The organism is Aromatoleum evansii (assembly GCF_012910805.1).
Taxonomy (GTDB): domain Bacteria; phylum Pseudomonadota; class Gammaproteobacteria; order Burkholderiales; family Rhodocyclaceae; genus Aromatoleum; species Aromatoleum evansii.
This window is the reverse complement of sequence record NZ_WTVK01000044.1, coordinates 17,369-31,300: the sequence shown is the minus strand read 5'-3', so window position 1 is coordinate 31,300 and position 13,932 is coordinate 17,369. Positions and strand designations below refer to the sequence as shown.

At 63.1% G+C, this 13,932-nt stretch carries 13 protein-coding genes and 1 pseudogene; 12 read left to right on the top strand and 2 right to left on the bottom strand.

Annotated features, from left to right (window positions below; all coding sequences use genetic code 11):
• Positions 1-253: 253 nt before the first annotated feature.
• Positions 254-520, top strand: a pseudogene (locus GO615_RS19950) (hypothetical protein); the annotation flags it as partial.
• Here the strand turns inward: GO615_RS19950 and GO615_RS19945 are convergent.
• Positions 447-1,076, bottom strand: coding sequence for an RES family NAD+ phosphorylase (locus GO615_RS19945; RefSeq protein ID WP_246262382.1), 630 nt, complete (start codon positions 1,074-1,076; stop codon positions 447-449). The pseudogene GO615_RS19950 and the gene GO615_RS19945 overlap by 74 nt on opposite strands.
• A 61-nt stretch (positions 1,077-1,137) precedes the next feature.
• Complete coding sequence (locus tag GO615_RS19940; RefSeq protein WP_169131270.1) at positions 1,138-1,518, bottom strand: antitoxin Xre/MbcA/ParS toxin-binding domain-containing protein; 381 nt, start codon at positions 1,516-1,518, stop codon at positions 1,138-1,140.
• Between the two features lie 334 nt (positions 1,519-1,852).
• On the opposite strand from GO615_RS19940, the gene purU reads away from it, so the two are divergent.
• The 11 genes from purU to GO615_RS19885 all read left to right on the top strand — a co-directional run bounded on the left by purU (position 1,853) and on the right by GO615_RS19885 (position 13,896).
• Positions 1,853-2,722 (top strand): formyltetrahydrofolate deformylase, encoded by an 870-nt coding sequence (gene purU, locus GO615_RS19935; RefSeq protein WP_169131268.1) that lies wholly within the window; start codon positions 1,853-1,855, stop codon positions 2,720-2,722.
• 87 nt (positions 2,723-2,809) lie between these two features.
• The gene (locus tag GO615_RS19930; protein WP_169131266.1) at positions 2,810-3,832 is read left to right on the top strand and encodes a GlxA family transcriptional regulator; all 1,023 of its coding nucleotides are present in this window, start codon (positions 2,810-2,812) and stop codon (positions 3,830-3,832) included.
• A gap of 310 nt (positions 3,833-4,142) precedes the next feature.
• Entirely contained in the window at positions 4,143-5,525 is a 1,383-nt protein-coding gene (locus GO615_RS19925) for a purine-cytosine permease family protein (protein ID WP_169131264.1), read from the top strand.
• Between the two features lie 80 nt (positions 5,526-5,605).
• On the top strand, positions 5,606-6,376 hold the full coding sequence (locus GO615_RS19920; protein WP_169131262.1) for a creatininase: 771 nt from the start codon (positions 5,606-5,608) through the stop codon (positions 6,374-6,376).
• A 481-nt stretch (positions 6,377-6,857) separates the two neighbouring features.
• Positions 6,858-7,688: an outer membrane protein OmpK gene (locus tag GO615_RS19915; RefSeq protein ID WP_246262381.1), complete on the top strand. Its 831-nt coding sequence runs from the start codon at positions 6,858-6,860 to the stop codon at positions 7,686-7,688.
• Between the two features lie 140 nt (positions 7,689-7,828).
• Positions 7,829-8,983: a polyamine ABC transporter substrate-binding protein gene (locus GO615_RS19910; protein WP_169131260.1), complete on the top strand. Its 1,155-nt coding sequence runs from the start codon at positions 7,829-7,831 to the stop codon at positions 8,981-8,983.
• A gap of 59 nt (positions 8,984-9,042) precedes the next feature.
• Positions 9,043-9,885: an ABC transporter permease gene (locus GO615_RS19905; protein ID WP_169131258.1), complete on the top strand. Its 843-nt coding sequence runs from the start codon at positions 9,043-9,045 to the stop codon at positions 9,883-9,885.
• Positions 9,882-10,736 carry an ABC transporter permease gene (locus tag GO615_RS19900; RefSeq protein WP_169131256.1) on the top strand — a complete coding sequence of 285 codons (855 nt, stop codon included), beginning with the start codon at positions 9,882-9,884 and terminating at the stop codon, positions 10,734-10,736. Before GO615_RS19905 ends, GO615_RS19900 begins: the two co-directional genes overlap by 4 nt.
• A gap of 8 nt (positions 10,737-10,744) precedes the next feature.
• Complete coding sequence (locus GO615_RS19895; RefSeq protein ID WP_169131254.1) at positions 10,745-11,833, top strand: ABC transporter ATP-binding protein; 1,089 nt, start codon at positions 10,745-10,747, stop codon at positions 11,831-11,833.
• A 183-nt stretch (positions 11,834-12,016) separates the two neighbouring features.
• Positions 12,017-13,261, top strand: a complete 1,245-nt coding sequence (locus GO615_RS19890; protein ID WP_169131252.1) for a M24 family metallopeptidase — start codon at positions 12,017-12,019, stop codon at positions 13,259-13,261.
• Positions 13,262-13,521: 260 nt separating this feature from the next.
• A complete protein-coding gene (locus GO615_RS19885; RefSeq protein ID WP_169131250.1) occupies positions 13,522-13,896 on the top strand; it encodes a RidA family protein in 375 nt (124 codons plus the stop codon).
• The last annotated feature ends 36 nt before the right edge of the window (positions 13,897-13,932 follow it).

Below are 13,932 nucleotides of genomic sequence, written 5' to 3'. Positions count from 1 at the left end.
ACCTATGAAGTCTGCTGAGGCACGGTGGTTCTCCCCCTTCAAGGGGGGCGGAGCAGGGGGTTCGGTGAGCACTGCACGCCGCCTGTGTCGAAGGCGAAGCCGTGCTGCGCGCGTTCGAGATCGTCGATTCGTGCTACTCGGCTTCAAGTTCGACCTCGCCAGCGTGATCGCCGAAAACGGCTCGTCGGCGCGCTTCGTCGGAGGCGGCAGCGCCCGCTATGCCGAGGAACTCGACCTGCGCACGCTCTTGATGTATGTCGAGATCGTCGCGAGCCTCGCGTCGAAGTCGGTCGGCCCCGGCGCCCGCGCCAACCTAGACGAATTCACCTATACGACCTCGAACGCGATCTGCGCGGTCGGCGGCGCACGTCGCGGCAAGGCGCTGTGCATCATCAACCCGGCCGAGCCGTCGATGATCATGCGCAGTGCCAGCTCCGGAAGCAGTCCTAACCGGCAAAGTCGAACAGCCAGTTTTCACCCGACAGTTCCCGTTGCCATACGACGCGGTGAGGCGGATTGATCAGAAGCATCCAGCTCTGCTGCGTGTTGCGATACGGTTCGGCAATGGCCTTGAAGACGTCCGGGGCAAGCAGCGCGAGGCAGTATCCGCCGGGATTGCGCACGGATTCGTAACGGATGGCCTCGACCTCGGCCTCGCGCGCCGTTTCGGCGAGTTGCTGGGTGGCGGAATAGTCGGAAGGGTGCATCCAGGCCGCGCGGTCTTCGACCAGCGGAGACTTCGAGAGGTCCAGAGCCCGCAGCGTCGCGCCGAAGAATTCGAAGAGTGTGATGGACACCGATTTCGACTGTCCCTGAAGAAACTCGCTGTCCGTCCAGAAGCGCAGGCGCCAATAGCTGCTTTCGGCGCACGCGGTTTGACGTTCCTCCGCGCCATAGAACACGCCGGGATCGTGTCGCCGGCGAAAGCGTGAGCCGCCCGGCAGCGGCCAGTGGCGGAAAGGTGTCGCGAGAAGCCAGTGCAGCCCCTCTGTCGACTCGGGAGACCGGGGCTTGGCTTCTTCGAGGATGTCTTCGAGCAAGGCTTGGCATGCAAGATCCCCGCCGACGAGGGCCATCGTGGCGACCTTGTGCTGGGCCTCGACCGCGCGCCAGCCCGAGCCGGACCACGGCCAGGCTTCAGACGCGAGCGCGGTAGGCGTCCAGGTACTCGCAGACATGGATCAGACCGTCCACGCGTTTGATCAGGTCGATCGGGCGCTGACCCGGAAAAGCCCGGTTCGGAGCGTGCAGCCAGCCGCGAGCGAGGTTGTCGTCGCCGCCGACCAAGGAAAAAAGCGATCGGTAGAGCCGCACGACGAACGCGGAGAGCTCCCACTCCTTGGTCGATGTGCGCAGCCCGTACTCGCCCTTCAGCAGGCGCGAGGCGGTCGGCTGGCTGACGCCGATGATCTGTCCCAGGTCGGTGGGGCCGATGTGGAGCCGTCTTGCGGCTTCACTCACCGCCTGTCCCAATACCTGCGCGCGATCGGCCGGGGAGGGCGCGGATTGCTTTCGCATCGCATTCTCCAGGATGAGCTATTGTCTCCTTATTCTAGTGAATAATTCTCGCCAGGTCCATGCGAGGCCTCGACCACCACGGCGACCTCAACACGCCAGCAGCGCTTCAATGACTTCGAGACGGAGCGGCCGCATTCAACGCGGGATTCCGCCCCACCGTCCGGGCGAATGACGACGAGCTCTTTGCCAATGCCAGGCAGTATCAAGAAGTAGTCCGAGGCGCTCGGCCCCCCCCGCCTGCTGCGCGGTAAAAATCGTGGATCAGTTGTCGCGTGCAGACAAGTCGGTGTCGTATGTCTGACGTAACTTTACGACGCATAACAGGAGGAGAGACATGCACAACTCACAAGAGAAGCGCTGGACGCTGACCGTTTCGGTCCCCAGCGCCGCAGGCCAGGTCGCCGCGATTTCGGGCTTCCTCGATCGTCAGGGGTGCTACATCAACGAGTACTCGTGTTTCGACGACGAGCTGAACGACCGTTTCTTCGTCCGCTGCGTCTTCAGCCATGAAACCGAGGGAGCGATCGACGTCGCGACCCTGCGTCGCGAGTTCGCGCCGCTGGCGGAACGTTTCGGCATGGACTGGGCGATGCACGCGCTGTGCGAGCGCCCAAAGGTCCTGATCATGGTGTCGAAGCTCGATCACTGCCTGCGCGACCTGCTTTACCGCTGGCGTATTGGCGAACTGCCCATCGACATCGTCGCCGTGGTTTCGAATCACCCCGATCTCGAGCACCTCGCGGTGGCCGAGGGGTTGCCCTTCCACCATCTTCCCGTGACCGCGGAAACCAAGGCGCAGCAGGAAGCGAAGCTGATGGCGATCGTCGAGGAAACGGGGGCCGAGCTGGTGGTGCTGGCGCGCTACATGCAGGTGCTGACCGACGATCTGTGCCGGCGTCTGCATGGCCGCGCGATCAACATCCATCACTCCTTCCTGCCGGGATTCAAGGGGGCGAAGCCCTATCACCAGGCGCATGAGCGCGGCGTGAAGCTGATCGGGGCGACGGCCCACTATGTGACCGGCGATCTCGACGAGGGGCCGATCATCGAGCAGGTCGTGGAGCGCGTGACGCATGCGCACAGCGCCGAGCAACTGCTCACGGTCGGCCGCGACATGGAGTGCCAGGCGCTGGCGCGCGCCGTGCGCTTCCATATCGAGCGCCGTATATTCCTCAACGGCACCCGGACGGTCGTCCTGCCCTGAGCGTACCGATTCCCGCCTGCCGGCGTCTTGATGGCGGCGGCAGTGCTATAGACTTGGAAAAGGAATTACGACTTTCAGGGTATCTTGATGAGCAATGCGACTCCCGGCCAGGGGCCGGGCCACTGGGCCGGACGAGGCGGCGATGCGCCGATCCGTTTCGGTTTTCTTCTTGTTCCCGATTTCACGCTGATCGGCTTTGGCGCCGCAATCGATCCCCTGCGCCTTGCGAACATGGTGGCGCGCAGGAAGCTGTACGAGTTCGTGACGATCACGATGGACGGCCAGCCGGTGCGATCGAGCGCCGGTGTGTGCGTGCAGCCGGACTGCGCAGCCGCCGATGCGGTCGAGCTCGATGGCGTCTTCGTGGTGGGGCCGAATCCCTTGCCGATTACCGGCACCGAGCCCATCCAGCGCTGGTTGCGCACGCTCGCCGGGCGGGGTGTCGCGCTCGGCGGGGTGGATACCGGCAGCTACTTCCTCGCCTGCGCGGGACTGCTGGACGGCTATCGCGCCACCATCCACTGGGAGGACATGGACGCGCTGCTCGACCGCTTCCCGCGCCTGGTCGTGTCGAACAAGATCTACGAGGTCGACCGCAGCCGCTGTTCGTGCAGTGGCGGCATCGCGCCGGTGGAGATGATGATCCACCTGATCGGCCTCGGCGGGGGCGGCCGCAAGGTCGCCAAGGCGGTGGCCGAACTGCTGATCTACGAGACCCGCGGCCCGGACGAGAAGCAGAAGACCTCGCTGCGCGACGTCTCCAGCGCATCGCATCCCAAGCTCGTCGAGGCGATCAAGATCATGGAGTGCAACATCGAGGAGCCACTCTCGATGGAAGAGCTCGCCGCGCACATGCAGTTCTCGGCGCGCCAGCTCGAACGCCTGTTCCGCGAGACCCTGAACTGCACGCCGCGTCAGTACTACCTGCAGATTCGCCTGGAGCGCGCGCGCCAACTCCTGACGCGCACCAACCGCCCCATCGCCGACATCGTGATGGCTTGCGGCTTCGTCTCCTTCGCGCACTTCTCGCATCGCTACCACGCCGGTTTCGGCATCTCGCCGAGCGCCGAGCGGCGGCGCCAGACGACGGACGCGGCCGGGTCGAAATGACCGGCACGCGTCGCGCCGCTTCCTGATCCCCCTCTCCCACGGTCGTTCCGCGACCGGGTTGCAAGCCTCCGGCCGGTCTCGGTCGGAGGTTTTTCTTGCGTCGGTTTCGCGAAAATCCGTGTCGGGCGTCGGATATCGACACGCAGTGGTCGCATCTACGATAGTCTCAAATACGGCCCGCCGATGAAGACGACGGGCGCGGAGCATGACCGGGGCGACTCAAGACTCCCGGCATGCCCGGCTCCCCCTGCGGGCGGGGAGTCGCATAACAAATACAAGACAGCAGGACCACTACAAAGGAGGCAGTACGATGGAGTACGGTACGGCAAGGATCCCGCACGACAAGCGGGAATACGGGTTCGTCGACACGGTATTCACGTGGTTCGGTTCCGGGGTCAATACGGGATCGTGGGTGTTCGGCGGCATGGCGGCGGCCCTGGGGATGTCGTTCGTGTGGTGGTACAGCGCGGTGTACCTGCCGCTGATGATGATCCCGTGGGCGATGGTGGCGTGGATCGGATGGAAGCACGGGGCCTCCACCGTGACATCGACCATTCCCGCGCTTGGGGTGAAGGGTGCGCGCTTCATGGGGATCGGCGAATTTTTCGGGCTGATCGGCTGGCCCAGCATCAACACCTTCATTGCCGCGATCTCGCTGACGCACGTGTTCCACGCGATGTTCGACTGGCCGGCCTACGGTTCGCCCGGCTCGACCTGGCCGCTCGTGGCCGGCATCCTCGTGACGGCGCTGCTGCAGGGCATCATCGTGTGCATCGGACACAGCGCGATCAAGTACCTGGAATGGCTGGCGGTCGTTCTGCTGCTCGTCCTCGGCGTCTGGGAAACGAAGGTCGTGCTCGAGCACTGGGACTACGACAAGATCGCCAACTTCACGCTGCCTGCCGCGCAGCATTCGCCGGCGTTCTACATCGACCTCGCCTTCGGTTTCTGCTGGGGCTGGGCGCAGATCTGCGATTTCTCGCGTTTCTCGAAGAACTCCGCTTCGGCGACCATTGGCAGCTGGATCGGTGTTAACCTCGGTCAGGGCTGGTTCATGATCGTCGGTGCCATCGGCGTCATCGGCGTCGTACTCCAGACGGGTGTCTTCGATCCGAACAATGCCGATCCGAGCTCGACGATCGCTTCGCTCGGCCTCGGCGTGGTGGCCTTCCTGGTGGTCTTCTTCGCCACGGTGAGTACCAACGTGACCGTCCTGTATGGTGCAGGCATGGGGCTGGTCGGTGCCTCGCGCACGTCGAATCCGCGCAAGTTCCTGTACTTCATCGCGATCCTGCAGCTGGTCATGTGCTTCCTGCCGCTCGTGTTCGACAGCTTCATCCACTACTTCGAGTTCTTCCTCGGGATCGTGGGCGGTATCTTCATCCCCTTGTGGACCCTGGTCGTGCTCGACTATTTCGTGGTGCGCCGTGCGCGTGTCCGCGACGAGGATCTGTTTGCCGGCGAGGACAGCCTTGGTCGCACCAAGAGCGCGCTGGGCGACTGGAACATCTGCGGCTGGGTGGCCATGATCGTCGGGCTGGCGGTGTTCTACCTGCTGCACTACGGGTTCAAGGAAATAGCCATCGTGACCACGGCCTCGCTGCCCGCCATTGCAGTCACCGCGGTGACCTACCTGTTGCTGGTTGCCGTGAAGGGCGTGCCGGCACAATCACGGATGCTGAAACGCGCGTGAGCGGCATTGATTGACAAGAACGGCCCGATACCCGCTCGCCGCAAGGGCGGGTGGTCGGGCCGGAACAAGGAGACGATTTCATGAAGAGTGTGCATATTTCCGAGCTCGCCTGGCCGGAATACGATGCCCGGGTCCGCGACGGGCGGACCCCGGTGTTGATCCCGGTCGGCGCACTCGAACAGCACGGCCCCCACATGTCGATGAACCCCGATGTGTTGCTGCCGACGGCAATTTCGGAGCGCGTCGCCGATCGTATCGGCGCACTCGTCGCCCCGCCGATCGCGTATGGCTACAAGTCGCAGCAGAAGAGCGGGGGCGGCAATCACATGCCGGGGACGACGAGCCTCGACGGCATGACGGTGACGTGCACGATTCGCGACGTGCTCAAGGAGCTTGCGCGTCACGGCGTGCGCCACACGGTGCTGGTCAATGGCCATTACGAGAACTCCGCATTCATCGTCGAAGGGGTGGATCTGGCGCAGCGCGAATTGCGCTGGGACGGTATCCGCGATTTTTCCACCGTCGTCCTGTCGTATTGGGATTTCGTGACCCAGGACGCGATCGATGCGATCTATCAAGGCGAATTTCCGGGCTGGGCGGTCGAGCACGGCGGTGTGCTCGAGACCTCTCTGATGCTGCATCTGCATCCGCATCTGGTCGATATGCACAAGGTGTGCGACCACGCGCCGGCGCAATTCCCGCCCTATGACTTCTTCCCGATCAAGCCGGAATGGACGCCGGCTTCGGGTTGCCTGTCATCGGCGAAGCGCGCCAGCGCCCAGCATGGCGAGACCCTGCTGAAGGTCTGCGTGGATGGCATAAGCAAGGAGTTGATGACCGCATTCGACTGAAACACCCATGGCGGCCTGGCCGCCATGAACGAATCGGCCCTGCCTGCGTTTGATAACGCGGCAGGGCCGATTTGCGTTTACGACCCTTGTTTTCGGCTCGTCCTCCGGTTCCGATTCGATCGCAATCAGCACCGCCCGTTTGCTGTCGGCTTTGCTGTTGGAGATCGATTTCTACGCATGTTTCGGCAATAGATCCATGTCGGCAACACGATAACAGCTGTCGATATCAGGAAATGCCTGGAGGCCGTGCATTTCCATACTTGGCTCCACCGGATCCGGAAAAAGTACAGCAACAAACAAGTCGGATCAGGGGGGGGGCGCCGCTGGCGCAATGCGACTCTCGTTCAAGGAGGAGGGATTCTCGCAGATCGATTCGCGCGTCGAGCGGTATCAGATATTCCGGGATGCCATATGAGAACTGCAATAGCGGTCATGTCCCGGTAATCAAAACAATGAAATTCACACCAAAGGAAAGCGAATGATGAGCAAGGCCATTGGACGGAAATCCGGCGCCGCATTCATTGCGGGTTGTTGCGTCGCCCTTGGAATGACAGCGGGGAAAAGCGCATTCGCCACGGAAAGCTGGCAGAACACCAACCTCACCGTCGGCTATACGACCGAATCCAAATTCGATCCCGTGTTCGGCACCGGAACTGCAGACAAGAAACTGACCACCGTTCGCCTCGAGCATTTCGGTGTGCATGAATACGGCGACAATTATTTCTTCTTCGATACCTATCACGGCAAGGAGGTGGGCAGCTTCTTCGGGTTCGGTGCCGGTTCCTTCGGCGAGCAGACGAAGGATCAGTACTTCGGGGTGTTCAATCCGCGCTTGAGCCTCTCCAAGATCACCGGCGCGAATCTCTCGTTCGGTTTCATCCAGGATGTGTATCTCGCGGCGCGACTCGAGCGGGGCTCCTATGCGAATTTCCGCGCCAATAATTTCGGTATTGCGGTTGACCTGAAAGTGCCCGGTTTCAGCTTCTTCGAAACCGATCTCTACGCTCGCAGCGCGAGGTTTACCGGCGATGGCGGAAAGGATATCCACACCCTGTTCTGGCGCACCTTCGCAATGCTGCCGTTCGAGATCGGCGGCCTCAAGTTCACCTGGTCCCCCTTGTTGCTTGTCAATTTCAACAACAAGCAGCGCGACAACACCGTCTTCGTTCAGCCTGACCTATGGCTGAAGCTCAACAAGCATTTTGACGTCGGTTACCGCCACGAATACGCGACCTACAGCAAGACTGCAGGCGAGGGCGGCGGCACCTATTCGCGCACGACTCCGACGCTGCTGGTGCGCTGGAATTTCTGACTTCCCGCAATTCGTGATCGGCGCCCGCCCGCAAGGGCGTGCGCGGCTGGTCGCGATCGTGTTGCAAACATTTCCGGCGGATCAAGAGAGCTGCAATAGCAGCCATGGCCGCCGAACCGTTCGTGCCAAAGGAGACCAAAATGAAAGAGGAAGACAAGAACCTGCAGTCGCCGCTCCGCCGCCGCTTCCTGCAGGGCAGCGGCGCCCTCGCAGTGGGCGGCGCATTGCCGCTGTCGCTCGTTTCCGCGAACAGCCTTGCGCAAGCGGGAGGCCAGCCGCGCACCCTGACGATGCTTGCGTGGTACGGCCACGCGGAACCGGACATCGTTGCCGAGTTCGAGGCGAAGCACAATGTCAAGGTGAAGCCGAAGTACTACACCGGCGGCGACAACATGCTGGCGCTGATCTCGCAGTCGCCAGCCGGCACCTACGACCTGATCCTGTCCGACGCGGAGTACGTGCCGCAGCTGCGCAAGGCGGGCTACCTCGAGCGCCTCGACGCGAAGGACTATGCGTTCGACGATTATTTCCCCGAGTTCCAGAAGTTCCCCGGGCACTGGGACGGCAACGACCTCTACGCGGTGATGGTCCGCTTCGGCTTCCTCGGGGTCGCGTACAACACGGATGCGGTGCCGGAGAGCAAGGCGCGCTCGTTCAAGGTGTATTGGGATCCGGCGTACAAGGGCAAGGTCGGGCACTTCGACTGGTACCTGCCGAACATGGGGGAGATCAGCCTCTACGCCGGCCACAAGGCGCCCTACAAGCTGGAGAAGGAGCAGTTCGCCAAGCTCCAGAGCGTCATGAAGTCCCTGCGTCCGCAGGTCGCGGGTTTCTTCGACTACGGCGGCACCTTCAGCGGCCTGAAGAACGGGCAACTGCAACTGGTGTGCGGCATCGGCGACTGGATCACCGGCACGCTGGCGCGCTCGGGGGCCAAGGTCAGTTCGGTTGTTCCGGACGAGGGCGGCCTGCAATGGACCGAGTCGCTGTCGATCGGCAAGGGCACGCGCAACGCTGATCTTGCCAAGGCCTTCATCCAGTACGTCACCTCCGCGCAGGGGCAGGTGAAGTCCGCGAAGATGGCGGCGTATCCGGCGCTGATCCCGAACCGCAAGGGCTGGGAGCTGCTGGGGCAGAGCGACCCGGCCGAGGCGCGCCGCCAGGGGATGGTGCTGCAAGGGCACAACGTCATGGATGACATCCGCTCCGGGAAGATCACGTTCCGCCAGCTGCCCGTGCAGCAGAGCATCGAGGACTGGAACGACTTCTGGTCCGAGTACAAGGAAAAGGCCTAAGCCTTCCCGCAACGCCGGGCGGACCCGCGTCCGTCCGGCGACATCCCGGAGCCATCGCCATGTCGTCGAACACCAGCCGTAGGAGGTGGCCCCTGCTGCTGCCTCCCTTGCTGTGGCAGCTCACATTCTTCCTGCTGCCACTGCTCTTCCTTTTCGTCATTTCGTTCTGGAGCGTCGTCAATTTCCGCCTCGAGCCGGACATGACCCTGAAGAACTGGGACTTCATGCTCAGTCGCAGCTCTTTCTGGTCGGCATACAGCCACACCTGGGCGCTGGCCCTGGGGGCGGCGGTCGTCACGACCTGCTGTTCCTTTCCTGCCGCCTGCAGCCTGGCGTTCACCGTGTCGGAGCGCACGCGCAAGCTGGCGTTGATGTTCCTGGTGGTGCCGTTCTTCACCAGCTATCTCGTGCGCGTGTATTCGTGGCAGGCCTTCCTGTCCGATAACGGCATCGTCAATGCCTTGCTCGGGCTCTTCGGCCTGGACGGTCTGCCGATGCTCAATTCGGACTTCGGCTCTCTGGTCGGCTACGTGACCCTGGCGCTGCCGCTCGTGACGCTGGTGCAGACGATGGGTTTTGCGCAGATCGACCGCAACCTGATCGAGGCGGCGCATAACCTGCGCGCGGGGCCGGTGCGCACCCTGTTCGAGGTGATCATCCCGCTGGCCAAGCCTTCGCTGGTCGTCGGCGCGTTGTTCGCGTTCATCCTCGCCTTCGGCGACTTCGTCGCGCCGACCTATCTCGGCGGCGGCGCTCCGCCGACCCTGAGCAACCTGATCATCGATACCACGAAGTCCGGCCAGCAATGGCCGAGGGCCGCGGTGGTCGCGATCATGATGATCCTGACCCTCGTCCTCACGTCCCTCGCGGCGGTGCGGCTTGCCTACGGGAGGCGCAAATGATGCTCAGACTTGGTCGTTGGTTCGGGTGGGCCTACACGGGCTACACCTTCATTTTCATCATGGCGCCCATCGTCGCCAGCCTGGTCTTCTCGTTCAACGCGGACCGCTTCCCGTCCTTGCCGCTGCAAGGGTTCACGACGGACTGGTACGGCGGCACCTTCACCGATCCGCTGGTGATCGAGTCGTTCCAGCGCAGCGTGATGGTGTCGATCCCGGTGGCACTGATATCGACCATTCTCGGCTTCTGCGCGGCCTACTGCGACTTCCGCTTCAATTTTCGCGGCAAGTCGCTGTTCAGCCTGCTGATGCTGCTGCCGCCGACGATCCCCGCCGTCATCATGGGCCTGGGGATGCTGTCCTACCTTTCGCGCATCGGCCTCGCCGGCGAGATCTGGGCCGTGCTGATCAGCCATGTGGTCATCGCCTTGCCCTTCGCGATGGCGATGATCCGGCTGCGTCTCGCGCAGATGGACAGCGCATTGGAGGAGGCGTCGTGGAATCTCCGCGCCACGCCCGTACAGACGCTGTGGTACGTGGTCCTTCCATTCTGCAAGCAGAGCCTGGTGGCCGCGTTCCTGATCACCGCCGCGGTGTCGTTCGACGAGTTCGCGGTCGCGTGGTTCGTGTCGGGCCTCAACGAGACGGTGCCGGTGCGCGTGCTGGTGTTCCTGCAGGGGCAGGTCAGTCCGGTGATCAATGCCATCGGCACGGCGGTATTCACCTCCTCGATCCTCCTCGTCGCGATCGGGATGGCGTTTTCCGGCATGGGCAAGGCGAAACGCGCTGCCGCCGACGCTCCCGCGCAGCCAGCGTGCGGCACGCTGGTATCCAACAACGGTTTGTCCTTGTGAGAACGACCATGAGTGAAGCACTGGTAGAGATCGATCGCGTATCGAAGAGGTTCGGCGACTACACGGCGGTGACCGAGACCTCGTTCAGCATCGGGCAGGGCGAGTTCCTGGCGATCATGGGTTCGAGCGGCTGCGGCAAGACGACCATGCTGCGCATGCTCGCCGGGCTGGAGGAGCCGAGCGCCGGGGAGATCCGTCTCGAAGGCCGTTCGCAGAAGGGGCTGCCGCCGTGGGGGCGTGATTTGCCGCTGGTGTGGCAGAGCCTCGCGCTGTTCCCCTTCCTGAGTGTGCTCGACAACGTCGGCTTCGGACTGAAGATGCGCGGTGTCGCGAAGCCGGAGCGGGACCGGCGCTCGCTTGCCTGGCTGCAAAAACTGGAGCTGGGCGAGTTCGCGAGCCGCAACGTGATGCAACTCTCGGGCGGCCAGCGGCAGCGGGTCGCGTTGGCGCGGGCGCTCGTCACCGAACCCAAGGTATTGCTGCTCGACGAGCCCCTGAGTGCACTCGATGCTCACCTCAGCGTGCGCATGCAGGCCTTGCTGCGCTCGCTGCAGCGCGAACTGGGGATCACCTTCGTGTACGTCACGCACAGCCAGACCGAGGCTTTCTCGATGGCGGACCGCGTGGTGATCATGAGCCGCGGCAAGGTGGAGCAGATCGGTTCGCCGCAGGCGATCTACCGTCATCCAGCGAACCGTTTCGTCGCCGAGTTCATCGGCAACGTGACGATCCTGCGGGGCAGCGTGGCGGAAGTCGGGGAGCAGTCCGTGCGGCTCAACACGGCCAACGGGGGCATGAGTGTGTCGCGCGGCAACTTCGCCGGTTCGCACGGTGCCCAGGCGGATTTCTACGTCAATGCCGACCAGATCGCGATCGGCGACGAACCGCGGCACGAGAACCACGTGCGTGCGCGTTTCCTGAGCCACAAGTTCATCGGCAACATGGTCACGCTGTTCCTCGAGGTTCCCGGCATCGACGACGATCTCAAGGTGATCCTGCCCGAAAGGACTTACGACTGCCTCGGCCTGCAGCCCGGCGACTCGGTCGTGGCGTCCTGGCCGGCGGCTGCCGCGCATTTTTTCGGGGGCGCGGCCTGACCTCGTCGGGGCGCCTTCACCTGCGATTTCGGCGGTCGTCGTTTTCACGAAAACGCCCGTCGAAGTGCGGAAACCGGCGCCCCGGCCCCTTCTCTAGCATGGACTCACGTTGCTGCTGCGCGAATCTTCAAGCGGTCGGCGATGGTTTTCGGAACACCCCACAACAAACAGGAGCGGATGGACATGACGAATCTGGTTACCGGCATTCAGTCGATTTCGGAGATGAAGGACCTGCTGCGCATCGAGAACGGCGAGAAGGTGAAGCACACCTTCTCGGAGCAGGAGTATCACAACCGCCAGGCCAAGCTGCGCAAGTACATGGCCGACAACAATATCGATGCGGTGCTGTTCACGTCGATGCACAACATCAACTACTACAGCGACTTCCTGTACTGCTCCTTCGGCCGCCCCTACGGCCTGGTGGTGACGCAGGACAAGGTCGTGTCGATCAGCGCCAACATCGACGGCGGGCAGCCGTGGCGCCGCACCGTGGGCGACTACAACATCGTCTACACCGACTGGCGCCGTGACAATTACTTCCGCGCGATCCAGCAGGAGATCGCCAACAAGGGCCGTGTGGGCGTCGAATACGACCACATCCCTGTCGAGCGCCTGGAAAAGCTCAAGGCCGCGCTGCCCAACGTCACGCTGACCGACATCGGCGCGCCGACGATGCGCATGCGCATGATCAAGTCGGACGAGGAAATCGCGCTGATCAAGCACGGCGCGCAGGTGTGCGACGTCGGCGGTGCGGCGCTCGCGGCGGCGGTGCATGAGGGCGCGCCCGAGCACGAGGTGGCGCTGGCCTCGACGCAGGCGATGATCCGCGAGATCGCCAAGCGCTTCCCGGATTCGGAGCTGATGGACACCTGGACCTGGTTTCAGTCGGGCATCAACACCGACGGCGCGCACAACCCGGTGACCACGCGCAAGGTGCAGAAGGGCGACATCCTGTCGCTGAACTGCTTCTCGATGATCTCCGGCTACTACACGGCGCTCGAGCGCACGATGTTCTTCGACCACTGCGACGACGCCTCGCTCAAGCTGTGGGAGGTCAACGTCAAGGTGCACGAAGCCGGCCTCAAGCTCGTGAAGCCGGGCATTCGCTGCTGCGACGTCGCGGCCCAGCTCAACGAGATCTTCGCCGAGCACGGCCTGCTGCAGTACCGCACCTTCGGCTACGGCCACTCGTTCGGCGTGTTGTCGCACTACTACGGCCGCGAGGCCGGCCTCGAATTCCGCGAGGACATCGAGACGGTGCTCGAGCCGAACATGGTCGTGTCGATCGAGCCGATGATCATGCTGCCCGAAGGTATGCCGGGTGCGGGCGGTTACCGCGAGCACGACATCCTGGTCGTGACCAAGGACGGCGCAGAGAACATCACCGGCTTCAAGTACGGGCCGGAGCACAACATCATCCGTCGCTAATTCGTCGGTGACAGGCCAGCCGCGTCAGCGGCAGGCCACTGCTCTTCGGTCTCAGCGATACCGTCCCGACCAGCGTGCGCGAGTGCGGCTTCGCTGGTCGGGATTCTTTCGTGGCGTGCCCGAGCGGTGCGCCAGGATTGGCGCGTACAGATAAGGAATTGGCGCCGTCCGGCAAATGACGCGCCACCTTTGTGCCTATTCTCGATACAAGTCACCGGTCAACAGACGGTGATACTCGAATCATAAAGAGACATCTGTTCATGAAGTTCATCACTGCTTCGTCCGCAGCCTCCCCGGCCGGACCGTACTCTCCTGCCGTCCAGAGCGGTAACCTCCTGTTCGTTTCCGGCCAGATCCCGCTCGCGGCCGACGGATCGATTGCCGGCGAGGACATTGGCACGCAGACCCGTCAGGTGTTTACGAACCTCAAGGCGGTGCTTGCGCAGGCCGGCGCAGATCTTCCAAACATCGTCAAGACGACCGTGTTCCTGAAGGATCTGGGCGATTTTGCCGACATGAACGCGGTCTACGCCGAGGCGTTCGGCGAGCATCGTCCGGCGCGTTCGACGGTGCAGGTGGCGAAGCTGCCGCGTGATGTGCGCGTCGAGATCGAGGCGATTGCGGTCCTTGGTTGACGTTGCCGTCCGGTGGATGTCGTCATGAACGCACGC